This is a genomic window from Sphingopyxis sp. UBA6723 (genome assembly GCF_002454115.1).
Taxonomy (GTDB): Bacteria; Pseudomonadota; Alphaproteobacteria; order Sphingomonadales; family Sphingomonadaceae; genus Sphingopyxis.
The window spans coordinates 8,756-29,349 of the sequence record NZ_DKIH01000003.1 but is presented as its reverse complement, the minus strand read 5'-3'; the positions used below and the strand labels follow the sequence as shown (position 1 = coordinate 29,349).

The following is a 20,594-nucleotide window of genomic DNA, read 5'->3' as shown; positions in this document are numbered from 1 at the left end:
TGCAAGCTCAGAGCGGCACGAACGTGACGATCAATCCATCCTTGGGACGCGGGATCGGCAGCACCTGCCATTTCGGCTCATAGCCGGGCGCCACGACGATGCGATGCGTCGTGACAACATGATGGAAAAAGATCTTCGCCTGCATATAGGCAAAATGCAGCCCCAGGCACATATGCGCGCCGCCGCCGAACGGCACCCACGCATATTTGTGCCGCTCGCGCGCGACTTCGGGCGAGAAACGCATCGGGTCGAATTTTTCGGGCTTGGGCCAATGTTCTTCCATCATATGCGTATAGGCCGGGCTGACCCCGACCGACGTCCCGGCCGGGATGCGATAGCCGCCATATTCGAAATCCTTGAGCGCCCGGCGCGGAAAGCTCGGCACCGGGGGCACCAGCCGCAGCGCTTCCTTGAACGCCCATTCGGTCATCTCCAGCTCGCCCAGACTATTGTGCCCGACGCCCTCGCCCGCCGGCGACACCGCCAGCATTTCTTCGCGCAACCTGTCCTGCCATTCGGGGTGCTTGGCGAGCATCCACACCATCGAGGTAATCGAGCTGGTGATCGTGTCATGCGCCGCCATCATCAGGAAGTTCATATGATCGACGATCGCCTCGGCGCTCATATACTCACCATTGTCGTCGCGCGCGCGGCAGATCTGGCTGAAAATATCCTCGCCCGTCCCCTCGCGGCGCTCCGGCACCATGCGCCCGAAATAGTCGACCAGATAGGCGCGGCCCTTGGCGCCGCGGCCCATCGCGGTGAAGGGCATCGGCACGCGGACGACGCCGATCGACGCCTGCACCATGTCGACAAAGGCCTTGTTCACCTTGTCGGCCTCGGGGCCGAAGGGGATGCCGAGGAAGCTGGTCGCGGCCAGGTCGAGCGTCAGTTTCTTGATCGCCGCATAAAATTGGAACGTTTGGCCACTCCACGATGCAACCCGATCCTTGATGCCCTCGTTCAGCGATTCGGCATAATGACGCATTGGTTCGGGCTTGAACGCCACCGACAATATCTTGCGGTCGGCGCGATGCTTTTCAAAATCCATCAGCATCAACCCGCGCGGGAACAGCAGGTTGAGCACCGGCCCCCAGCCCTGTTCGGACGAAAAAATCTTGTCGCGGTCGAACATGACGAGTTCGTTCGCTTCGGGACCATGTAGCGCGACGCTGCGCCCGCCAAAGCTGTTGTTGCGATAGACGCGGCCATATTTCGCCACCATCCGCCTGGTGAAACCGCGATAGTCGCTGAGCTGTTCGAGGGTGTTGCCGATCACCGGATACCCATCCTCGCCGGGAATATGGTCGAGCGCCTGATCGGGATTGCGCGGCAGCCAATGCTGCGTTTCGGGGCCAAACCGGGCTTCGGGCCAATTGATCTTGGTCGGCGCGTTCATCGGGTCCATCCTCATCGGTGCTGCTGTGGTACCCAGCGTAACGCACTACTGACACTGATGCAAGTAACGCTGCGTCACTCTTCGAACGCTATTCACCGCAAATTCAACTCGACTCGGACAGCTTGCTAGCCAAGATGACCGGTCCGCACGGACCCGACAAAGGATTGGCTTGATGCCCACCAATTATAAACGCCCGCTTTCCATCGCGCTGGGAGCAATCGCGACGACGCTGCTCGGCGGTTGCTATGGCGGCGGCGTCTATGGCGCGAGCTATGCCTCCGGCGGCGATTGCGCCGCTCGTTATGGCAACGCCTATTATGACTATGACGGCTACGCCTATGACGATGGCTATGGTTATGATTGCTATGACGCGTCCGATTATGGCAGCGGCTTCATCAACATCGGGTTCGGCGGCGGCTGGTACGACGATTATTATTATCCCGGCTATGGCACGTGGATGTTTGACCGCTATCGCAACCGCTACCCGCTACGCGATCAATATCTGAACTATTGGGGCGGGCGGCGCGCGTGGTGGAAGCACCATGGCAGCCGCGGCCACGGCCAGCCGGGCCGCCCCGGCGGCTGGAACCGCGGCGATCGCGACAATGCCGGCCCGCGCGGCACGCGTCCGGGTCGCGGCCGCGGCGACGATGCGACCGCTACGCCGCCGGTCAATGCCAACCCCGAACGCCCTGGGCGGCCCGGGCGACCCGATTGGGGCACGGCGCGTCCGCGTCCGGTCCCGCAGGGGGACGGTGCAGATGGTCGCCCGCGTACCGACCGACCGCGTACCGATCGTCCGTCGGGGTGGTTGCCGCGCAGCGACACGGCCCCGCCGCGTACGGGCACCGAAATCCGTCGCATCCCGCGATCCGCGCCGTCGGCAATGCCCGAACGCGCGCCGCGCGCCGATCGTCCTGCGCCCGCTGTTCGTCAGCCTCCCGCAGCGCGACAGGCGCCGCCCGTCCAGTCCGCGCCGCCCCCGGCGCCAACCGAGCGCGTCAGCGGCGGGCGCCGTTTCAGCGCTGGTCAGCCGGAATGATGACGGATCAGGCGGCGGCCTGATCCGCCGCCGTCGGTTCGTCTTTCACCCCCGCAGACACAACCGTGGCGGCCACCAGATCGCCGATGACGTTGAGCGTGGTGCGGCACATATCAAGAAAACGATCGACGCCGAGCACCAGCCCGATACCGGCCGGCGGTACCCCGACCATCGCCAGGATCAGGGCAATGACCGGCAGCGACCCCGCCGGAACGCCAGCGGTACCGATGCCGCCCAAAATGCAGACCGCCATCACCATGATCTGCTGCTGGAGCGTCAGGTCGACGCCAAAAAACTGCGCCAGGAAAATCACCGTCACGCCCTCGAACATCGCGGTGCCATTCTGGTTGGCTGTCGCGCCGATGGTCAGCACAAAGCGCGCCACGCGGTCGGGCAGGTGCAGCCGGTCACGCGCGACACGCAGCGCGGTCGGCAGCGTCGCGTTAGACGATGCGGTGGAGAAGGCCATGACAAAGGCCTCTTGCGTCTGCTTGAAAAATTCGACCGGCGATTTCTTGGCGAGTGTTTTCAGCAATATCGGGAAAACGATGAACATCTGGATCCCGAGCGCAAGCAGCACGACCCCGACAAACGCCGACAAACGGACGAGCAGGTCAACCCCGAACTGCGCCCCCAGATTGAACATGAAACAGAAAATGGCGATCGGAGCGAGCTGGATGACCAGCCCGATCAGCTTCATCGCGACTTCGAACACACCCTCGATCGCGGCTTTCAACGCCTGTGACTGCGGTGTCTGTACCATCATCAGGCCGATGCCGAAAAACAGCGCGAAGAACATGACGGCCAGCACATCATTCTCGCTCATCGCGAGGAAAAAATTGCTCGGGACGATCGCGACGATCGCGTCCGCACCCGCCTTTGCCTCACGGCTGGATTGAATGATACTGCCCGCGCGTTCAGCGCCGTCGGCGATCAGCGATTGCGCCAGCGCGGGATCGACGCCCGCCCCCGGCTGCAACAGGTTGACCACCAGCAGGCTGATCGCGACCGCAATCGACGAAACAACGACCGTGTAGATGAGCGTTCGCAGCCCGACGGTCTTGAGCGCCCGCATTTCGCCCATTTCGGCAACCCCCACGATCAACGCAGAGACCAGAAGCGGGATGACGAGCATGAACAACAGGCGCAGGAAAATATCGCCGACCTTGCCGAGATAGAAGATAACCTCTGCCACCCACGGCTGCCCCGCGGCGCCATAATGCGCCGCCAGCCCGGCCAGCAGACCGCCGACAAAGCCGATCAGCATCCGCCATTGCAGGCGCTTGGCTCGCGCATCCTCGCTCAACGCGACGGGCGCCACCATCGTTGTGTCGGCCATCTTTATCTTCCCCTTGTCGCGACCGTTCAAACCTTGACCCTAGCGACCGCCCCAAATGCGCGCAACCGGCGCTCCCGCCTCAGGTCATGAAAAAGACGATGGCCAAACAGGTCGAAACCCCGGTGATGATATTGAGCGGCACGCCGATTTTGACGAAATCGATGAAGCGATAATCGCCCGCGGCATAAACGATCGTATTGGTCTGATAGCCGATCGGGGTCGCGAAACACGCCGAGGCGCCAATCATCAGCGCGATGACCAGCGGGCGCGGATCGACCCCCAGTTCGGACGCGATCGCCAGCGTCACCGGCGTCATCAACGCCGCCACGGCATTGTTGCTGAGCAGTTCGGACAGGATCAGCGCGAAGAAATAGATACCGAAGACCAGCACCCAGGCCGGCGCATCGGCGAGCGAAGGTTTGACCCACCCGACCATCATCGCGACCGCGCCGCTGTTTTCCAGCGCCAAGCCGACGGCGAGCATCGCGAAGATCAGGATCAGCACGTCACCGTCGATCGTCCCCCACGCCTCTTCGCTGTCGATGCAGCGCGTGATCAGGATCACCCCGATCGCGATGATCGCCGCGACGCCGATGGTCAGCACATTCAGCGCCGCCAGCGTGACGACGCCGAGCATACAGACGATCGCGATCCAAGCCTTGCCGCGGCGAAACGCCCGGACTTTCGCCAGATCAGCGCCGATCAGGTGCGGATTGTCGCGCAGTGCCTCCACCTCGTCGGGGCCGCCCGCAACCAACAGCCGGTCGGCGGGGCGGATGCGGACGCTGGCAAGGTCAGGGCCGGGTTGGTGCGCCGGGCGGTCGAGGCCGATGATGCGGGCGCGGATCTTTTGCAGAAAGGGAATGTCGATCAGCCGCTGGCCGATCGCGGGATGGTTCGATGCGACCATCGTTTCGACCACCATGTCACCCTCGGCCGGCTCGCCGCTGCCGATTCCGAGCCTAAATCGCCCTTGCTCGCGCCAGGTCATCAACGTCGCGCCATCGACGCGAACGATCAGGCGGTCGCCGGGGGCGAGAATCCAGTTCTCCAGTTCGGCGCCGCGGACCACCGCCGACGCGCGCCGAATGCCGACGATCCGCCCCGTGCGGGGCAGGTCGCGAAACGCCTCGACCGTCATGCCAACAAGGTCGTCCTCTTCGTCCAGCACAAGTTCGGAAAGATATTGGTGCGCGTCATGCGTCCCGGCCGGTCCCTTGATCGGACTATCTGCCGGAAGCAGCCACCACATCAGCGCCAATCCGATCATCCCCGACGCGGCGGTGACCAGGCCGATCGGGGTAATCTCGAAAATGCCGAACCGCTCCATACCCGCATCGCGGACGATGCCGTCGACGACGAGGTTGGTCGAAGTGCCGATCAGGGTCAGCGTTCCGCCGAGCACCGCGACGATCGACAGCGGCATCAGCAGCTTTTTGGCGCTGACCCCCGTCACTTCGGCCAGTTTCAGCATGATCGGCACCAGCACCACGACGACCGGCGTGTTGTTCAGGAACGCCGAGGCGATCAGCGCCCCCACCAGCACCTCGACGATCGCAAGGCGCGGATGCTTTTCGGCCCGTTTCATGATGGTGTCGGCGACGCGTTGGATCACCCCGGTGCGGATCAGCGCCCCCGACAGCACGAACATCGCCCCGATGACGATCGGCGCCGAGTTCGAAAACACCGAATACATGGCATCGGAATCGAGGATGCCCAGCGCCAGATAGACGCACGCGCCGACAACGGCGATCACCGTCGCAGGCAGGCGTTCCAGCAGGAAACCGACAAAAATGCCGGCCAGAATGATCAGGGAAATGACCGCCTGATGCGCTTCGATAAAAGCCTGAATAACCTCGATCACCGTCGGATCAGCCGCACTGCGCGCGGTGGAGCAGCTTGTGATCGGCGAGCACGAGCGCCATCATCGCCTCGACCACCGGGGCGCCGCGGATGCCGACGCACGGATCGTGGCGGCCCTTGGTCACGATGTCGGCGGCCTCGCCCGTCTTGTTGATCGTCGGCACCGGGGTCAGGATCGAACTCGTCGGCTTGAACGCGACACGGACGACTACAGGCTGGCCGGTCGAAATGCCGCCCGCGATACCGCCCGCATTGTTCGACAGGAAATCGGGGCGGTTGCTGCCATCGGTCGCCGGGCGCATGGGATCGGCATTTTCCTCGCCGCGCAGCCGTGCCGCTTGAAAGCCCGCGCCGATTTCGACGCCCTTCACCGCATTGATCCCCATCATCGCGGCGGCCAGGTCGCTGTCGAGCTTGGCATAGATCGGCGCGCCCCAGCCTGCGGGAACGCCGCTCGCCGCACATTCGATGACCGCGCCGAGCGAGCTGCCCGCTTTTCGCGCCGCATCCATCAAGCCTTCCCAGCGCTGCGCGGCGGCGGGATCTGGACAGAAAAAGGGATTGCGATCAATCTCTTCAAGGTCAAAGTTCGCAGGATCGATCGCATCGCCGCCGATTTCGGCGACCCACGCGTGGATCTGTACCTCGGGGATCACCAGCCGCGCAACGCCGCCCGCGGCCACGCGCGCCGCGGTCTCGCGCGCGCTCGACCGGCCGCCGCCGCGATAATCGCGAATGCCATATTTGGCGTCATAGCTGTAGTCGGCATGGCCGGGGCGATAGGCCTGCGCGATGTCGCCATAATCCTTCGAGCGCTGGTCGACATTGTCGATCATCAGGCTGATCGGGGTGCCGGTCGTCTTGCCCTCGAACACCCCCGACAGGATACGCACCTGATCGGGTTCCTGCCGCTGCGTCGTATGGCGCGACTGGCCGGGGCGGCGCTTGTCAAGGAAGGGCTGGATGTCGGCCTCGGACAACGACAGCCGCGGCGGGCAGCCATCGACGACGGCGCCCAGCGCAGGACCGTGGCTTTCCCCCCAGGTCGTGAAGCGAAGAACGCGTCCGAAGCTGTTGAAACTCATAGTCCCCTCTCCCCTTGGGGGAGAGGGAGGGGCCCGCGCGGCGCAGTCGCGTGGGAGGGTGAGGGACTGTCCGCAAGCGCAGCCTCAATCATTCGGCACACGCCGTCCAGATTGCTCATCACCTCACGGTTCGTGAAACGCAGCACCCGATATCCCTCTCGCGCCAGAAAGTCCGTTCGCCGCGCGTCATAGTCGATTTGCGCCGCATGGCTATCACCATCGACCTCTATCACCAGTCGCGCCGATTGACAGGCGAAGTCGGCGATAAAAGGGCCGAGCCGTTGCTGGCGGCGAAACTTGAAGCCACCAAGCCCGGCGCCGCGAAGAACTGACCAAAGCTTCTTTTCAGCAGGTGTCGCGTCGCGCCGCAGACGGCGTGCGCGATCAACTGTACCATCATCGGCCGTGAAGCGGCTCTTGGTCAGACCCTCACCCTCCCATCGCTTCGCGACGGGCCCCTCCCTCTCCCCCAAGGGGAGAGGGTTCTAGACAAGCGCAATATCCGGCGCGTCTTCCTGCTTCATGCCCACGGTGTGGTATCCCGCATCGACATGATGCGTCTCACCCGTCACGCCCGACGCCAGATCGCTGAGCAGGTACAGCGCCGAACCGCCGACATCGTCGATGGTCACATTGCGACGCAGCGGCGCATTATGCTCGTTCCATTTCAGAATGAGGCGGAAATCGCCGATGCCCGACGCGGCGAGGGTCTTGATCGGCCCCGCCGAAATCGCGTTCACGCGCACCCCCTGCGGGCCGTAATCATTGGCGAGATATTTGACGCTGGTTTCCAGCGCCGATTTCGCCACGCCCATGACATTGTAATGCGGGATCACCTTTTCGGCGCCATAATAGCTGAGGGTCAGCAGCGACCCGCCACCCTTGCCCGTTTCGGGATCGAGCGGCGGCATCATCGCGACCGCACGTTTGGCGACCGCGGTAAAGCTGTACACGCTGATGTTCATCGTCATCAGGAAATCGTCGAGCGTCACATCGGCATAATGGCCGCGCAGCGCCTCCTTGTTCGTATAACCGATCGCATGGACGACAAAGTCGATCGTCGGCCAGCGCGCGGCGAGCGTCGCGAACGCGGCGTCGAGATTGTCCATATCCGCCACGTCGCAGTCGATCAGCAGGTCGCAGCCAAGCTCGTCGGCCAGCGGCTTCACCCGCTTCAGCATCACGTCGCCCTGATAGGAAATCGCCAGTTCGGCGCCATGCGCGCTCAGCGCCTTGGCAATGCCCCAGGCGAGCGACTTGTCGTTGGCGAGACCCATGATCAGCCCGCGCTTGCCCTGCATTAAACCCGTCATTTTGCGTCTCCGGCCTTCTCAATCATCACATCGTCGATGCGCCCAATAGCGTCGTGGCCCAAATCCTCAACCTCGACGAGCGCGGCATTGAGTTCGGCGCCCATCACCATACCCAATCCGACGAGATAGAAAAAGAACAGCGCGACCATCACACCCGCGAGGCTGCCGTAGGTTGCGTCATAGCTGAGCAGGCTGGCGAGCAGCGGCGGCAGCGCGAGGGTGACGCCAATCCACCACAAAGTGGTGAACAACGCGCCCGGCCATTTGGGGAAATTGCGGGTGCGATATTTGGACGGGGTGAGCGAATAGAACAGCATATAGATCGCCAGGAACAGGCCGAGCCCCGATACCCCGCGCGAGATCGCGACCACCCCCCACGACTGAAACTGTTCGGGCAGCACGCGGGTGACAAATTGTTCGATGCCGACGATCAGCACCTGCATGCTGAACGACAGCAGCATCAGTACAACGGCGCCGGTGATGATACCGATCGACAGCAGTCGGTAATGGAAAAAACCCTTGCTGAAATGGGTGCCATAGGCGCGGCGCAGGATGTCGCGCACGGTTTCGATCAGGCTGCCCACCGTCCACAGCGCCACGAGCGCGCCGAGCCACAGGAAGATGCCGGTGCGCGCTGTCATGACTTCGCGGATCGGGCCCGACAGCGCGTTGGCGACCGTTGGCGGCATGGCCGAAAACACCGCCTCGATCGCCGCTTCGCCGCCGACGCTGCCACCGAGCAGCGAGAAAGCCGCGGCGAGCAGAATGAAGAAAGGAAAGAGCGCGATCAGCGCCAGATAGGCCAGATTACCTGCGTGGATAAAGCCGTCGGTATAGGTGCCGACGACGACGCGGCGAACGATTTTGAACGCCCGGGTTCCCGGCCCCAGCGTTTCGCGGCCGCGATGGATCAACCCCTGCGCGCGGGCGCGTAGCTGGAACCGCTTGGCACGCTCGGCACGCGCTTCGGGCGAGTGCGGCGAATGGCCACCCGCCAGAAATTCCTGATCGACTTCGTTGGCAACCCGGCGTGCCAGCTCGTCGATGGCGGCAGCCTCGGCGGCCGTCCGGCCTTTGGGGGTGGCGTCAGCCACGCATCAGACGCCCAAGTCGGCCCGCACCGCGCGCGAGTCGGTCCAATCGCCGAGCAAGGACAGCAATTCATCAGGGTCGGCAGGCAAATCAACCATCAGCCGAACCAGCTGGTCACCGCGGCCGCCGCTCTTCTGGCTAAAGCCCTTGCCTTTCAGCCGCATCACCTTGCCCGACGTTGATCCGGCGGGGATCGACAGCATGACCGGCCCATCGACCGTCGGCACCTTGACCTTCGCGCCCTTGACGGCCTCGTCGAGCGTCACCGGCAAGTCGAGCCGGATGTTGGCGCCGTCGCGTTCGAAAAAAGGATGGTCCTTGACCATGATCGTGACGATCCCGTCGCCATTGCCGCCCGGCCCCGGCTGGCCCTTGCCGGCCAGCCGCATCTGGGTGCCGGTTTCGACCCCGGCGGGCAGCTTCAGGTCGATCGTGCTGCCATCGGCCAGCGTGATCCGCTGCGGCGCCTGCGTAGCGGCATCAATGAACGACACCGACAGCCGATAAGCAACATTGGCGCCTTTTGGCGGTGGTGCGCTGCGCCCGCCGAAGCTGCCGAACCCGCCACCCGCCGCGGCGCCGCCGCCGCGCCCGAACAGGCCTTCGAAAATATCGCCGAAATCGGCGCCCTCATTGCCGAACCCGCTGAAGCCGCCGGGTCCGCTGCGCTGATCGCCGCGAAACCCGCCGCCGCCGCCATAGCCGAAGGGCATCGCCGGATTGCCGTCGCCGTCGATCTCGCCGCGATCGAACTGCGCGCGCTTGGTTTTATCCGAAAGAATATCGTAAGCCCGCGTGACTTCGGAGAATTTCTCCGACGCCTTCGGGTTGTCCTTGTTCTTGTCGGGGTGCAATTGCTTGGCGAGCTTGCGATAGGCGGATTTGATTTCCGCTTCGCTCGCGCCCTTTGCGACGCCCAGGGTGGAATAGGGATCTGCCATTTTGTTCCTGTAGCCCGATAAGGGATTGGCCGGGAAGGACTGATTGCATGTGATGTGGTTATGGGGTGCCAAAGGATCAAGTTCCGCCTTTGACGTCCGCCCGCGCCGCAGTATGACCGCACATATGACCGACAGTCCCTTTGCCCTGTTCGACGATTGGTTTGCCGAGGCGCGGGCGAGCGAACCCAACGACGCCAACGCGATGGCGCTGGCGACGACGACGCCCGACGGGCATCCGTCGCTGCGGATGGTACTGCTGAAGGGGCATGGGCCGGACGGGTTTGTGTTTTACACCAATCTCGACAGCCGGAAGGGCGACGAACTGGCGAAAAATCCACACGTCGCACTGCTGTTCCACTGGAAATCACTGCGGCGGCAGATCCGCATCGAAGGGCCAGTGGCGCCCGTCGATGACGCGACCGCCGACGCCTATTTCGCGACGCGCGGCCGCGACAGCCAGCTCGGTGCCTGGGCGAGCGACCAGTCGCGCCCGCTCGCCGATCGCGCGACGTTCGAGGCGCGCTTTGCCGCCATGCAGGCGCGGTTCGAGGGACAGGATGTGCCGCGACCGCCGCGCTGGTCGGGGTGGCGCGTGACGCCATCGGCGATTGAGTTCTGGCAAGACCGCGCGCACCGGTTGCACGAACGCACCGTTTACACCCGCACCGGCAACGGCTGGTCGAGCGGGATGCTTTACCCATGAGCGCGGCGCGGCGCCTGCCGATCAGCCAGGTCGACGCCTTTGCCAGCCGGCCGTTTACCGGCAACCCCGCGGCGGTGATGCCGCTCGAAGAATGGTTGAGCGATGGCGTGTTGCAGGCGATCGCGGCCGAAAACAACCTCGCCGAAACCGCGTTCCTGATCCCCGACGAGAGCGGCGAGGCAGATTATGAGCTGCGCTGGTTCACTCCGACGGTCGAGGTCGCGCTGTGCGGCCATGCGACGCTCGCCAGCGGGCATGTACTGCTGTCGGCGGCGCCATGGCGTCAGGAAATGCGCTTTCGCACCCGCAAGGCGGGCATATTGCAGGTAACGCGCATCAATGGAGAAGAGGACGAGAACGCGGGTTATCGCATGGCATTGCCCGCTTATCCGCCCGCGCCGAAAGCGATGCCCGAAGTCGTCCGCGCCCTCGGCGGCGATCCGGTCGAGACACAATGGCACCCCGGCGGCTATGCGATCATCGCCTATCGCGATGCGGCGAGCGTGCGCGCGCTGGCGCCCGATTTTCGCGCCCTCAAGGATGGCGGCGATGTGCTCTATATCGCGACTGCGCCCGGCGCCGGCGACCCGTCGGGCGCCGATGTGATCAGCCGCGCTTTTGCTCCCGGCGCGGGCATCGACGAGGATCCGGTCACCGGGTCGGCGCACAGCGTGCTGACCCCCTATTGGGCGGCGCGGTTGGGGCGCGATAGCTTCGCGGCGTATCAGGCGAGTGCGCGCGGCGGCCATGTCGGTTGCCGCCTCGATGGCGAGATGGTCGAGCTGACCGGAACCTGCGTCACGACGCTGGTCGGCGATTTCCTGCTGTAGGGCAGGCACTTCGGTCGGCTTTTCGGCAGGTAGCGGACGCTTCTTCTCCCCTCCCTTTTAGGGAGGGGTCGGGAGTGGGTAGCCGCCGAAGGCGGCGCTCTGCCTCAGCTCGCTAGCGCTCGCACACACCCCTAACCCCTCCCTGGAAGGAAGGGGAACATCTCGAATCCACCCCAAAAAACCGACGCCCCTCAAATAAGCCTTTCCCACAATGTTCCGCTATGCCAGCATTCACTCAGGCTCCTTCATGTGGTGGATAAAGCGCTCACTGCCGTCTTTCGCACGGCGCGCTCGTCCAGCGCCTCGCGAGGCTCAAATTGGCGGCGCATAGGGCTGAACTTTCCTGAACTTTGGGCGATCTATGCGCGGCGCAAGGCGCAGCCCGATCCGGTCAAAGCGCCGCCGTCAGATCGGCCAGATGGCGGCGCAGCGCCGGAAACTGGTCGCTTTTGGTCACGCCCAGCCGGACGATCGTAACCCGCTGCGACGGCGAGACGATGATATATTGCCCCTGGTGGCCGATGCAGGCGAACAGGTCGTTGGGACCGCGGTCGGGCCATAGTGCGGGCTGCGCGCCCGCCGGACGCTTGCGGTTGAGCCAGATATGCCCGCCATAGCCGCGATCGTTGGCCGATGGGCTCAGCATGAAGTCCATCCAAGTTTCGGGCAGCAGCCGCTGGCCGTTCACGACGCCATGGTTGCGCAGGAACTCGCCAAAGCGAGCATAGTCGCGTGCGGTCGCGTGCATGATCGATCCGCCGATCATCGTGCCGCTCGCGTCGAATTCGGGGGTCAGGCTGGTCATGCCCAACGGCTCCGCCAAGCGACCCGCGATGAATTCGCGCATCGCATCGCGGCGCGCCGCGGGGTTTTGCGAAGGCGTCAGCGTGTCGGCGATGATGTCGGACAGGATAACGCTGGTTGCCGAGCTATAGTTGAAAACTTCGCCGGGTTGCGCCGCCGCGGGCTTGGCTTCGGCAAACCCCGCCATGTCGGGGGCGCCGGGACCAAAGAGCATATCGACCGTATCACCCTCCCACACCGGATCGCCATTTTCGACATGCTCGAGCCCGGCCGACATATGCAGAAGATTTTTGAGGGTAATCGCGCCGCGCGGATCGCCGCTGCGCTGCCACGCCGCCACCGGCGCCGGTCCGTCGAGCGCCAATTGGCCGTCGGCGACCAGAAATCCGGTCAGGACCGCCGTGATGCTTTTTGCCATCGACCAGCTGATGAGCTTCGAGTCGGGACCGAAGCCGGCACCATAACGTTCGTAGATCGGTTCACCGTCGCGCAGGATAAACAGCGCCCGCGTCTCGCCGACATCCTCCGCATGGACGAACAGGGCATCGGCGCGTGCTTTTATCGCGGCGGGCAGCGCAGGAAGCGATTGCGGGATATCGGAAACCGCGACGCCATCCAGCGAGGCCCCGAATTTGGGCGCGGGCGACGCGGGCGCCATATTGCCCTGCCCGGCCGCCTGTACCAGCGACAAGGCGCCGAGCATCGCGAGAGCGGCACTTGCCAGCAGCCGTTTTTTCGTGATCATGGGATGAGTGACTAGCACCAACCCGACCGGTCCTTCAACGGGCGAAAATCCCGCCGTCGCGCCGCCGCCGATCGCCCCGGCGCCACCGCCGCGTCGGCGCAAAAAACCCAGCCGCTGGGGCGGGGGCCTGCCATGGATACTGGGGCTGGCAGTGCTGTTTGCGGTGTTTGCCGTCTGGAAATTCCCTTCGTTCGAGGCGCAGGCCGAACTCGGCTCGGCCTATGCGGCGCGCGTCGGCTGTTCGTGCCGCTATGTTCAGGGGCGCAGCCTGGAGAGCTGTCAGAGCGATTTCGAACCCGGGATGGAGATGGTATCGCTGAGTGAAGATCCCGCGACGAAAACGGTGACCGGCAGCGTGCCGCTGCTGGCGTCGCGCAGCGCGCGTTATGCGGGGGCGAGCGGCTGTTTGCTGCGGCCCGAAAACTAGGGACCTGACCCTAAGGCGCGATCCGCCGGGCCAACAGAGCAACCGCTGCCGGGGCGCCGAAAACCAACAGCCAGATCCCCGCCTCCTCGGCCCAGCCGTAACCGGCATACAGCGCCCCGACGAGCAGATTGGCGATCGAGATGACAAGCCACAAGATGAGGAACATCCGCGTCGCCCGCGCCGCATCGCGGATCGTCAGGCGGAGCACGATCAGCAGCGCCAGTCCGGCGAGCAGCATGATGACGGTGTGCGACATCGATTAATCCTCCCAGGCTGGCGGCAAAATAGCCGAAACATGCCGCCGCCGCCACTCGCCCGGCGACATGCCCAGCTTGCGACGAAAAATCGCGCACAAGTGGGCGTGGCTGGAAAAGCCGGTCGCAAAGGCGATCTCGGCCACCGACAGCGGGCGGTTCATCAGGAACCAGCACGCGCGCCGCAGCCGCTGGCGCAACATATATTGCGCCGGGGTATAGCCCGTCGCCCGGGCGAAATGGACGATCAAGCTGTTGACCGACATGCCGACCTTCGCCGCCATCTCTTCCACCGTCAGCGACAGTTCGAGCTGGGTTTGGATATAGGCCATCAGGTCATTCATGCGCTGAGTGACGGCGGACGAGTCCCGACGCACCACCATGCCGTCCAGCGTTTTGGCGAGAACGGTCACCAACGGATCGGCTGCCGCAGCATCGCCGGCCCCCAGAGCGCGCACCAGCGAAGCCAGCGCCATGTCATAATGCCCCGCGAGCGCGCGGGCGTCGGGCGCAACGACCAGCCGCGCGGCGGGAATTTCAACTTCGATGTAACGGACGCCGCCGCCCTTTGCTTCACCATGATAGCGGCGACCGGCCGGCGCCAGCCACATCTCGCCAGGCAAAGGATCTCCCAGCGAGGTTCGCTGGTCGTCGAGCCAGGTTTCGAGCCAGTGGTAGCTGCCGGCTTCATACAAGTAGAGGACATGGACGTCGCGTTCGACCGTCCAGCTCGACGGCCCTTCAATGCGATCAACGATCGAGGCGACCCTGAGTCCTCCCAATTCCATGGCACGAATATGGCAAGTTGGGGAGAATGTGAAAGCCTGCCATTTGCACCAAACCTATGGTTAACTCGCCCCTCCAGAATCCTTGGATAACGGCGGAAAATGGGGAAAAACTGCCGTTGGACAGACCCTTTTGCGTGTCTCCCCGACACGTCTTACCAGCCCCCCCCCAGGCGGGCGGCGAATACGCCGCCCGCCACTTTTTTGGTCAATGGGAAATTGCATTAATTCAGTTGGTCGTGAGGAAATCGTCCATCGCGGCATTGACCGCGTCCGGCGCCTCCCACGGCACGAAATGACCGCAATCAGGAACATGAACGATCCGCACCGCGGGGACGAGATCGACTATTCCATCAAGATTGCACGGCGGCAGCGCGACGTCCTCGAGCGCCCAGATCACAAGAGTGGGGATCGTCAGCTTGGGAAACGGGGGGACGGGCGGCGCGACATAGGGCGCATCCATCGCCGGGACAATCGATGGTGACCCGCGGTACCAGTTGATCATCGCCCGGCAGGTGTCACGATCCTCCCAATCCTTCAGCAGTCGGGCGATCTCGTCGGGCGGCTGGATGCCGCCGCTGGGGACGCGTCCCGCAAAGGCATGGGCAAGAATGCCGGCGATGCCATGGTCCTCGATGATTGGGTCGCTCGCGGGATCGCGAAAGATGCTGATATACTGACTCGCCGCGCGCTGTTGTTCATTCGTGAAGAGTAGGCGCTGAAAGATGGCCGGGTGCGGCGCGTTGGCGATGACGGCGCGGGTCACTCGTCCCGACCATGCCGGATGCAGTCCGTTTGGCTGGCCGCCCAGCGCCACCCCCCATGCGATCGCCCCGCCCCAGTCGTGGCCGACAATTGTAAATTCGCCGACGCCGAGCGCATCGGCGAGCGCAAAGATGTCGGCGATCAACTTGTCGGGCGTATAGGATGCGCCATCCTGCGGCTTCGACGATCCGCGATAGCCGCGCTGGTCGGGCGCGATGCAGCGAAAGCGATCCGCAAAGTGCGGCAACTGATAGCGCCAGGTACGATGCGATTCGGGAAAGCCGTGGAGAAAGACGAGCGTCGGCGCGTCGCGCGGGCCGATATCGACGACGTCGAGTTCGATTCCTGTTGTCAATGCCACGCGTTGCTGCCGGAAATCCGTCATCAACTGTCCCCTCCCTATTGGTCTGCGCCGTTGCTATGGCCCGGATTGCTCCGTCATCGCAACGCCCAAGGCTGCCAGCCGCGCCTGCCAGATGCGCCGCGCGGCGTGCGCTGCATCGGCCGAGCGCGTCGCCGCGATGCGTTGCAGCACGCCTTCATACAGCAGCGCCAGCTCCTCGGCCGCCGCCGGTGGGTCGGCCACCCCTGCCGCCGCCAGTTCGGCGGTAAACCAGCGAGCAAGCTCCGCCTTGTGCGCGGCCGCGACCTGACGGCTGGCCTCATGGGCGGCGGCATCGCCGAACTCAAGCAGCGCGCGCGAAAAGGGACAGCCGTGAAAGCCGGGATTGCCTGCCAACTGGGCTAATATGTCGAACAGCGCCAGCATCCGGTCGCCCGGGGCCGCGGCGCGCGCGTCGATCGCCGCCAGCAACGATCGCCGCGTCCGCAGGTCGCGCGCACGCAGCCATTCGGCGAACAACCCCTCCTTCGACCCGAACTGCTTGTACAGCGTACGCTTGGTCACGCCCGCCGCCGCGGCGAGCGCGTCGACGCCGGTCAGGCCAAAGCCGTTGCGCGAAAACAGCCGTTCGGCGGCCACCAATATTGCATCGCGTTTCGTCATAGGTATACTGATCTGTATACAAGGAGAATCGCCCCATGCCCAGCCCCCAGCCTTCCATCGATCCCGCCGTCCTCGACACGCTGGCCTTTTCCGGCCTTGACGAAGCCGCGTTCCGCACTCGCGCCATCGCGTCGCGGCCCGGGTTGGCGTTGTTCGAACATAATTTGTCCTTCATCCGCTATCGCATCGCTGGGCGTGATGCCGACAAACCGACGCTGGCGATTTTGCCCGACGCCCCGGCAACGATTGAGAGCTATGACGCGCTGATCGCTGCGCTGGAAGATCGATTCAACATTGTGATCATGGAATTGCCGGGCTTCGGCTTTTCATTTCCCGTTTCTGCCGAAGCGTTGGGCTTTGAGGCCAGTTGTGAGATCATCGCCGCGGCGTTGCGATCGCTCGACCTGCCGCGCGTCGTGCTGGTCGGACCATGCATTCAGGGGCTCTATGCGGCGCGTATCGCGACGATCATGGGCGACGAACTGGCCGGCGTCATCATCGGGCAGACTGGCGATTTCGCGGCAGAGGATAAGTGGATTCACGCGGCGCTCGGCGGCGCGATCCTCGCGCAACCCTTTGCAGGCCAAGTCGGATTCCGGCTTAACCGGGTCAAGACGACGATCGATTTCTGGATCCCATTCGCCGCCGGCCCCTTGGCCCCTGTCGCGGCCCTGCAGGACGAGGCGCGTAAAATCCAGGCGGCAAGCTGCTGTTACGCGCTGGCCTCTCAGGTTCAAAAACTCGCCGAAATCGACGATCCGATGATCGACGTTCGCATCCCCGCAGCAATATTCTGGGGGCTTTCCGACAAATCGCATGCCGCGACCGATCGTAAGTCGGTTCAAAAATATGCACCGGAGGCGGTCTACACCGAATGGGAAGATATCGGCCACTTCGCCGACATCGAGGCGCCCGAAAAGATCGCCGCATTGGCCATGGATCTGCTCGGTTGAAGCTGTGCAGCGGCGAACGATGCATCGCCAGCTCGTTTCGACGAATTTTTTTCAACCCTAAGCCGACCGCTTTGATTCGTTCTGCCACCTTGTGCAGTTGTACGATGCCAAGGTCCAAGTGATCGACCAGCCCTAACTTATCCCCTTGATAAACAAAATTTATCAGTCTGATTATTTGAGAACATCCACGGCGATGATAGCGCAACACGATCAACGTCAGGACGAAACACCATGCCCCGCCCCAACGCCAAGCTAAAAGTTGCGAAGCGCGTCGTTTTGGAAACCCGTTTCGCTGGCATCGCCGCAGGCAGCGTCCTGTTCGTGGCGACGCCCGAGATAGTTGCCGCCTATATCGCCCGCATTCCGGCCGGTGCCACGAAAAGTATCGAGCAGATGCGGCGCGAACTGGCGCGGCGCCACAAGAGCGATGCGACCTGCCCGGTTTCGACGGCCATTTTTGTCAGACAAGTGGCCGAACATGCGCTCCGCCGGTTGGCGGAGGGAAGCGCCCGCGACGCCGTCACGCCCTTCTGGCGCGTCGTCGCGCCAGGAACGGCTATTGCCAAACGATTGCCCGTTGACGACGATTGGATCGCGAGCCAGTTGGCGGTTGATCGCGTTTTTGCCGATCAGGGGTAGCTTACGGTCTTCGGAACCTCGGGGATCGGGATAAACTCCTCGCTATCGCCCGGAACGAGCAGGAATTTGCCGTCTTTCCAGTCATGCTTCGCCTGGTTGATTCGGTCGCGCGACGAGCTCACGAAATTCCACCACACATGGCGGGGGGTCGTGAACGCCTCTCCGCCGAGCAGCATCACGCGCGCGTCGCTGTCAGCACGCAGCGTCATCGCCTGCCCGGGTTTCAATATGTAGAGACTGTAGCGATCGAGCTTTTCGCCATCAAGGCTCGCGTCACCCAGTGCGACCAGCACTGCGCGCTCGTCGGCCTCGGCTTCGATCGGAATGCTGGACCCAGCGTTCATCAAGATGTCGGCGTAGATCGTCGCGGCATGCTGGGTGATCGGCGACGTTGCACCCCATAGGCTACCCATGATGATCCGCGCCGAAACGCCGCCATCCTCGACCAACGGCAGATCGTCCTTCGCGACATGCTCGAACGCCGCGTCAATCTCTTCCTTGCCGTCGGGCAGCGCGAGCCAGGTCTGCATCCCCGAAATGCCCGATCCGCTCGCGCGCTCGGCGGCCGGGGTGCGCTCCGAATGGACGATGCCGCTGCCCGCGGTCATCAGGTTGCAAGCGCCGGGGCGGATTGTCGCGAGCGTCCCCAGGCTGTCGCGATGCTCGATCGCGCCGTCGAACAAATAGGTGACAGTCGCCAGGTTGATATGCGGATGCGGGCGCACGTCCATGCCTGCGCCGATGTCGAAATGCGCGGGGCCGAACTGATCGACAAAGATGAACGGCCCAACCATCGTCCGCGCCTTGTTGGGCAGCGTCCGCCGCACTTCAAAAGCGCCAAGATCATGGGTCGAGGGGGTGATAACGTCCATCATGATTCTCCCGGCGCGCTCGCCTTGATCGCCAGCGCGTGAACGCGCTGCCCCGGCAGGTCGCCGAGTGCCTTGTTGATCGCGCGCTGGCGCGCGACGCGATTCATGCCGGCAAAGCCCGCCCATTCGATGGTCAGGCTGAAATGCGATTCCCCCGATCCGTCGTCACCGGCGTGGCCATGATGTTTGGCGCTGTCGTTGCTCACGATGAAATTGGCATCGGGAAAAGCTGCGCGGAGCAGGTTTTCCATCTCTTGTTGCACGGGGCCATTGCTGCTCATGGGGTTGACCATAAGCGTTCCGTCACCAAATTATAAGGCCTGCCTTTCTCCTCGCCCCGCACCTCGAAAGCTTGTTTTGTCCACGCCGCCCCGCCCCAACCGCTTCCACGGTCGCGTCCCGCGCGACGAGCCCTGCGCCGCACCCGGATGCCGCGAACCCGGCGAGTTTCGGGCACCGATGTCGTGGACACGCTCGCCCGACGGACCACCGCAATATCGCTGGCTGTGCCTCGACCATGTCCGCGAATTCAACGCCGGATATAACTTCTTCGAGGGAATGAACCCGGACCAGATCATGGCGGCGCAGTCGCCGACCGCGGGATGGGAGACCGAAAGCCGCGCCTTTCGCGCCGCGGGCAGCGCCGACCTGCCGCCGCGCTGGGCCGATTTCAAGGATCCGATCGATGCGCTGGGCGCGCGGTTCCGTCAGCGGATGGACGAGGCGCGGCGCGAAGCCGCCAATCCGGGGCTCACGCGCGAGGAACGTGGCGCCATGCAATTGCTCGGCCTAGCAGTCGACGCCGACCGCGCCGCGCTGCGGCGGCGTTACAGCGAGCTCGTCCGCCGCTACCATCCCGACCGCAACGGCGGCGACCGCAGTTTCGAGTCGCGGCTGGGTGAAGTCGTCGCGGCGTACCAATTGCTCCGCAAGACCAAGGCTTTTGCCTGAAGGGAGAGTAACGATGAGCGAATTGGATGACGCCCGGATCGAGGTGGTTCGCCGCCATATGGCGCTCGAAATCACCCACGATTGGGATGGCGTCATCGCGACCTTCGAGCATCCGCGCTACGAACTTCTCGGCCCCGGCACTGTGTTTGACGGCGAAGCCGCGGTGCGATCCTATTTCGCCGCGTCGCGCGAGCCCTTCCCCGATCAGGCGAACGAGGTCATCGCGATTGCCGCTGACGCCGCAACCGACACGGTGCTCGTCGAATTCTGGCTGACCGGTACCCACCTTGGCCCGCTGAAGCTCGGCCCGCGCACGATCGCCCCAACCGGCAAGGCGTTTCGCATCCGCATGGCCGCGAGTTTCGAATTTGCCCCGGGCAGCGACAAGATCATCTGCGAACGCCCCTATTACGACCAGTCGGCGGTAATGAAGGCGCTCGGCCTCCTCTGAAAAGGCGTTGCAAGCTGAAACCGACGCCTATACCGCGCTAGCCGAAGCGCCGGACGACGGCGACTCTCTCCCGACCGCTTTGCTGGACCTTTGACATGACCGATATTCCGAACAGCCTTCCCGACCATCATGGTTCGACGCTTCTCGCGGCGCCCGATGTCGAGGTCGATGCGCGCGAGCTGTTCGGGATCGACATCGACATGAAGGTACCAGCGTTCAGCGAGGCCGACGAGCGCGTACCCGACCTCGACCCCGCCTATGTCTTTGACGGCGACACGACGCTCGCGATCCTCGCAGGTTTCAAGTTCAACCGCCGCGTCATGGTGCAGGGCTAT

23 protein-coding genes and 1 pseudogene are annotated in these 20,594 nt (G+C 63.9%); 9 read left to right on the top strand and 15 right to left on the bottom strand.

The window, feature by feature from the left end:
- Positions 1-7: 7 nt before the first annotated feature.
- On the bottom strand, positions 8-1,399 hold the full coding sequence (locus B4F07_RS00720) for a cytochrome P450 (RefSeq protein WP_293703732.1): 1,392 nt from the start codon (positions 1,397-1,399) through the stop codon (positions 8-10).
- A 172-nt stretch (positions 1,400-1,571) separates the two neighbouring features.
- Here B4F07_RS00720 and B4F07_RS00715 point away from each other — a divergent pair, with 172 nt between their 5' ends.
- On the top strand, positions 1,572-2,441 hold the full coding sequence (locus B4F07_RS00715; protein ID WP_293703734.1) for a hypothetical protein: 870 nt from the start codon (positions 1,572-1,574) through the stop codon (positions 2,439-2,441).
- 7 nt (positions 2,442-2,448) lie between these two features.
- On the opposite strand, the gene B4F07_RS00710 is transcribed toward B4F07_RS00715, so the two are convergent.
- The 7 genes from B4F07_RS00710 to B4F07_RS00680 form a co-directional block, all read right to left on the bottom strand.
- On the bottom strand, positions 2,449-3,780 hold the full coding sequence (locus tag B4F07_RS00710; protein ID WP_293703735.1) for a dicarboxylate/amino acid:cation symporter: 1,332 nt from the start codon (positions 3,778-3,780) through the stop codon (positions 2,449-2,451).
- A 79-nt stretch (positions 3,781-3,859) separates the two neighbouring features.
- The gene (locus B4F07_RS00705; protein WP_414711735.1) at positions 3,860-5,641 is read right to left on the bottom strand and encodes an SLC13 family permease; all 1,782 of its coding nucleotides are present in this window, start codon (positions 5,639-5,641) and stop codon (positions 3,860-3,862) included.
- Positions 5,642-5,651: 10 nt separating this feature from the next.
- On the bottom strand, positions 5,652-6,728 hold the full coding sequence (gene aroC, locus B4F07_RS00700; protein ID WP_293703739.1) for a chorismate synthase: 1,077 nt from the start codon (positions 6,726-6,728) through the stop codon (positions 5,652-5,654).
- Positions 6,725-7,201: an endonuclease domain-containing protein gene (locus B4F07_RS00695; RefSeq protein WP_293703741.1), complete on the bottom strand. Its 477-nt coding sequence runs from the start codon at positions 7,199-7,201 to the stop codon at positions 6,725-6,727. The genes aroC and B4F07_RS00695 overlap by 4 nt, the downstream gene beginning before the upstream one ends.
- A 12-nt stretch (positions 7,202-7,213) precedes the next feature.
- Positions 7,214-8,041: an enoyl-ACP reductase FabI gene (fabI, locus tag B4F07_RS00690; RefSeq protein ID WP_293703743.1), complete on the bottom strand. Its 828-nt coding sequence runs from the start codon at positions 8,039-8,041 to the stop codon at positions 7,214-7,216.
- Positions 8,038-9,135, bottom strand: coding sequence for a YihY/virulence factor BrkB family protein (locus B4F07_RS00685; protein ID WP_293703745.1), 1,098 nt, complete (start codon positions 9,133-9,135; stop codon positions 8,038-8,040). Before B4F07_RS00685 ends, fabI begins: the two co-directional genes overlap by 4 nt.
- A gap of 3 nt (positions 9,136-9,138) precedes the next feature.
- Positions 9,139-10,074 (bottom strand): DnaJ C-terminal domain-containing protein, encoded by a 936-nt coding sequence (locus B4F07_RS00680; RefSeq protein ID WP_293703747.1) that lies wholly within the window; start codon positions 10,072-10,074, stop codon positions 9,139-9,141.
- Positions 10,075-10,198: 124 nt separating this feature from the next.
- Between B4F07_RS00680 and pdxH the strand changes: the two genes are divergently transcribed.
- Together pdxH and B4F07_RS00670 are read left to right on the top strand one after the other, a co-directional pair.
- The gene (pdxH, locus tag B4F07_RS00675) at positions 10,199-10,777 is read left to right on the top strand and encodes a pyridoxamine 5'-phosphate oxidase (protein ID WP_293703749.1); all 579 of its coding nucleotides are present in this window, start codon (positions 10,199-10,201) and stop codon (positions 10,775-10,777) included.
- The gene (locus B4F07_RS00670) at positions 10,774-11,607 is read left to right on the top strand and encodes a PhzF family phenazine biosynthesis protein (protein WP_293703751.1); all 834 of its coding nucleotides are present in this window, start codon (positions 10,774-10,776) and stop codon (positions 11,605-11,607) included. The genes pdxH and B4F07_RS00670 overlap by 4 nt, the downstream gene beginning before the upstream one ends.
- 391 nt (positions 11,608-11,998) lie before the next feature.
- Here the strand turns inward: B4F07_RS00670 and B4F07_RS00665 are convergent, their stop codons facing one another.
- The gene (locus B4F07_RS00665) at positions 11,999-13,156 is read right to left on the bottom strand and encodes a serine hydrolase domain-containing protein (protein ID WP_293703753.1); all 1,158 of its coding nucleotides are present in this window, start codon (positions 13,154-13,156) and stop codon (positions 11,999-12,001) included.
- 7 nt (positions 13,157-13,163) lie between these two features.
- Here B4F07_RS00665 and B4F07_RS00660 point away from each other — a divergent pair, with 7 nt between their 5' ends.
- Positions 13,164-13,583: a hypothetical protein gene (locus tag B4F07_RS00660; protein ID WP_293704340.1), complete on the top strand. Its 420-nt coding sequence runs from the start codon at positions 13,164-13,166 to the stop codon at positions 13,581-13,583.
- 10 nt (positions 13,584-13,593) lie between these two features.
- On the opposite strand, the gene B4F07_RS00655 is transcribed toward B4F07_RS00660, so the two are convergent.
- From B4F07_RS00655 to B4F07_RS00640, 4 genes are all read right to left on the bottom strand, one after another.
- On the bottom strand, positions 13,594-13,839 hold the full coding sequence (locus tag B4F07_RS00655; RefSeq protein ID WP_293703757.1) for a hypothetical protein: 246 nt from the start codon (positions 13,837-13,839) through the stop codon (positions 13,594-13,596).
- A gap of 3 nt (positions 13,840-13,842) precedes the next feature.
- On the bottom strand, positions 13,843-14,625 hold the full coding sequence (locus B4F07_RS00650; RefSeq protein WP_293703759.1) for an AraC family transcriptional regulator: 783 nt from the start codon (positions 14,623-14,625) through the stop codon (positions 13,843-13,845).
- Between the two features lie 226 nt (positions 14,626-14,851).
- Entirely contained in the window at positions 14,852-15,772 is a 921-nt protein-coding gene (locus B4F07_RS00645) for an alpha/beta fold hydrolase (RefSeq protein ID WP_293703761.1), read from the bottom strand.
- Positions 15,773-15,805: 33 nt separating this feature from the next.
- Positions 15,806-16,393 carry a TetR/AcrR family transcriptional regulator gene (locus B4F07_RS00640; protein WP_293703762.1) on the bottom strand — a complete coding sequence of 196 codons (588 nt, stop codon included), beginning with the start codon at positions 16,391-16,393 and terminating at the stop codon, positions 15,806-15,808.
- Between the two features lie 35 nt (positions 16,394-16,428).
- Here B4F07_RS00640 and B4F07_RS00635 point away from each other — a divergent pair, with 35 nt between their 5' ends.
- Both B4F07_RS00635 and B4F07_RS00630 read left to right on the top strand, forming a co-directional pair.
- Positions 16,429-17,346: an alpha/beta fold hydrolase gene (locus tag B4F07_RS00635; RefSeq protein ID WP_293703764.1), complete on the top strand. Its 918-nt coding sequence runs from the start codon at positions 16,429-16,431 to the stop codon at positions 17,344-17,346.
- Positions 17,347-17,577: 231 nt separating this feature from the next.
- Positions 17,578-17,985, top strand: coding sequence for a hypothetical protein (locus tag B4F07_RS00630; protein ID WP_293703766.1), 408 nt, complete (start codon positions 17,578-17,580; stop codon positions 17,983-17,985).
- On the opposite strand, the gene B4F07_RS00625 is transcribed toward B4F07_RS00630, so the two are convergent.
- The gene (locus tag B4F07_RS00625; protein WP_293703768.1) at positions 17,976-18,860 is read right to left on the bottom strand and encodes a pirin family protein; all 885 of its coding nucleotides are present in this window, start codon (positions 18,858-18,860) and stop codon (positions 17,976-17,978) included. The two genes, B4F07_RS00630 and B4F07_RS00625, sit on opposite strands and share 10 nt — an antisense overlap.
- Positions 18,857-19,138, bottom strand: coding sequence for a BolA family protein (locus B4F07_RS00620; protein WP_414711744.1), 282 nt, complete (start codon positions 19,136-19,138; stop codon positions 18,857-18,859). Before B4F07_RS00620 ends, B4F07_RS00625 begins: the two co-directional genes overlap by 4 nt.
- A gap of 76 nt (positions 19,139-19,214) precedes the next feature.
- On the opposite strand from B4F07_RS00620, the gene B4F07_RS00615 reads away from it, so the two are divergent.
- From B4F07_RS00615 to B4F07_RS00605, 3 genes and pseudogenes are all read left to right on the top strand, one after another.
- On the top strand, positions 19,215-19,808 hold the full coding sequence (locus B4F07_RS00615) for a J domain-containing protein (protein ID WP_293703772.1): 594 nt from the start codon (positions 19,215-19,217) through the stop codon (positions 19,806-19,808).
- 13 nt (positions 19,809-19,821) lie between these two features.
- Positions 19,822-20,259, top strand: coding sequence for an ester cyclase (locus B4F07_RS00610; RefSeq protein ID WP_293703774.1), 438 nt, complete (start codon positions 19,822-19,824; stop codon positions 20,257-20,259).
- 95 nt (positions 20,260-20,354) lie between these two features.
- Positions 20,355-20,594 (top strand): annotated as a pseudogene (locus B4F07_RS00605) (cobaltochelatase subunit CobS); the annotation flags it as partial.

What these genes read in the sequence shown, in the direction of transcription:
- B4F07_RS00720 (WP_293703732.1), bottom strand. Translation starts at nt 1,399, where the DNA reads ATGAACGCGCCGACCAAGATCAATTGGCCCGAAGCCCGGTTTGGCCCC.
- B4F07_RS00715 (WP_293703734.1), top strand. Translation starts at nt 1,572, where the DNA reads ATGCCCACCAATTATAAACGCCCGCTTTCCATCGCGCTGGGAGCAATC.
- B4F07_RS00710 (WP_293703735.1), bottom strand. Translation starts at nt 3,780, where the DNA reads ATGGCCGACACAACGATGGTGGCGCCCGTCGCGTTGAGCGAGGATGCG.
- aroC (WP_293703739.1), bottom strand. Translation starts at nt 6,728, where the DNA reads ATGAGTTTCAACAGCTTCGGACGCGTTCTTCGCTTCACGACCTGGGGG.
- fabI (WP_293703743.1), bottom strand. Translation starts at nt 8,041, where the DNA reads ATGACGGGTTTAATGCAGGGCAAGCGCGGGCTGATCATGGGTCTCGCC.
- B4F07_RS00680 (WP_293703747.1), bottom strand. Translation starts at nt 10,074, where the DNA reads ATGGCAGATCCCTATTCCACCCTGGGCGTCGCAAAGGGCGCGAGCGAA.
- pdxH (WP_293703749.1), top strand. Translation starts at nt 10,199, where the DNA reads ATGACCGACAGTCCCTTTGCCCTGTTCGACGATTGGTTTGCCGAGGCG.
- B4F07_RS00670 (WP_293703751.1), top strand. Translation starts at nt 10,774, where the DNA reads ATGAGCGCGGCGCGGCGCCTGCCGATCAGCCAGGTCGACGCCTTTGCC.
- B4F07_RS00665 (WP_293703753.1), bottom strand. Translation starts at nt 13,156, where the DNA reads ATGATCACGAAAAAACGGCTGCTGGCAAGTGCCGCTCTCGCGATGCTC.
- B4F07_RS00655 (WP_293703757.1), bottom strand. Translation starts at nt 13,839, where the DNA reads ATGTCGCACACCGTCATCATGCTGCTCGCCGGACTGGCGCTGCTGATC.
- B4F07_RS00650 (WP_293703759.1), bottom strand. Translation starts at nt 14,625, where the DNA reads ATGGAATTGGGAGGACTCAGGGTCGCCTCGATCGTTGATCGCATTGAA.
- B4F07_RS00645 (WP_293703761.1), bottom strand. Translation starts at nt 15,772, where the DNA reads ATGACGGATTTCCGGCAGCAACGCGTGGCATTGACAACAGGAATCGAA.
- B4F07_RS00640 (WP_293703762.1), bottom strand. Translation starts at nt 16,393, where the DNA reads ATGACGAAACGCGATGCAATATTGGTGGCCGCCGAACGGCTGTTTTCG.
- B4F07_RS00635 (WP_293703764.1), top strand. Translation starts at nt 16,429, where the DNA reads ATGCCCAGCCCCCAGCCTTCCATCGATCCCGCCGTCCTCGACACGCTG.
- B4F07_RS00630 (WP_293703766.1), top strand. Translation starts at nt 17,578, where the DNA reads ATGCCCCGCCCCAACGCCAAGCTAAAAGTTGCGAAGCGCGTCGTTTTG.
- B4F07_RS00625 (WP_293703768.1), bottom strand. Translation starts at nt 18,860, where the DNA reads ATGATGGACGTTATCACCCCCTCGACCCATGATCTTGGCGCTTTTGAA.
- B4F07_RS00620 (WP_414711744.1), bottom strand. Translation starts at nt 19,138, where the DNA reads ATGAGCAGCAATGGCCCCGTGCAACAAGAGATGGAAAACCTGCTCCGC.
- B4F07_RS00610 (WP_293703774.1), top strand. Translation starts at nt 19,822, where the DNA reads ATGAGCGAATTGGATGACGCCCGGATCGAGGTGGTTCGCCGCCATATG.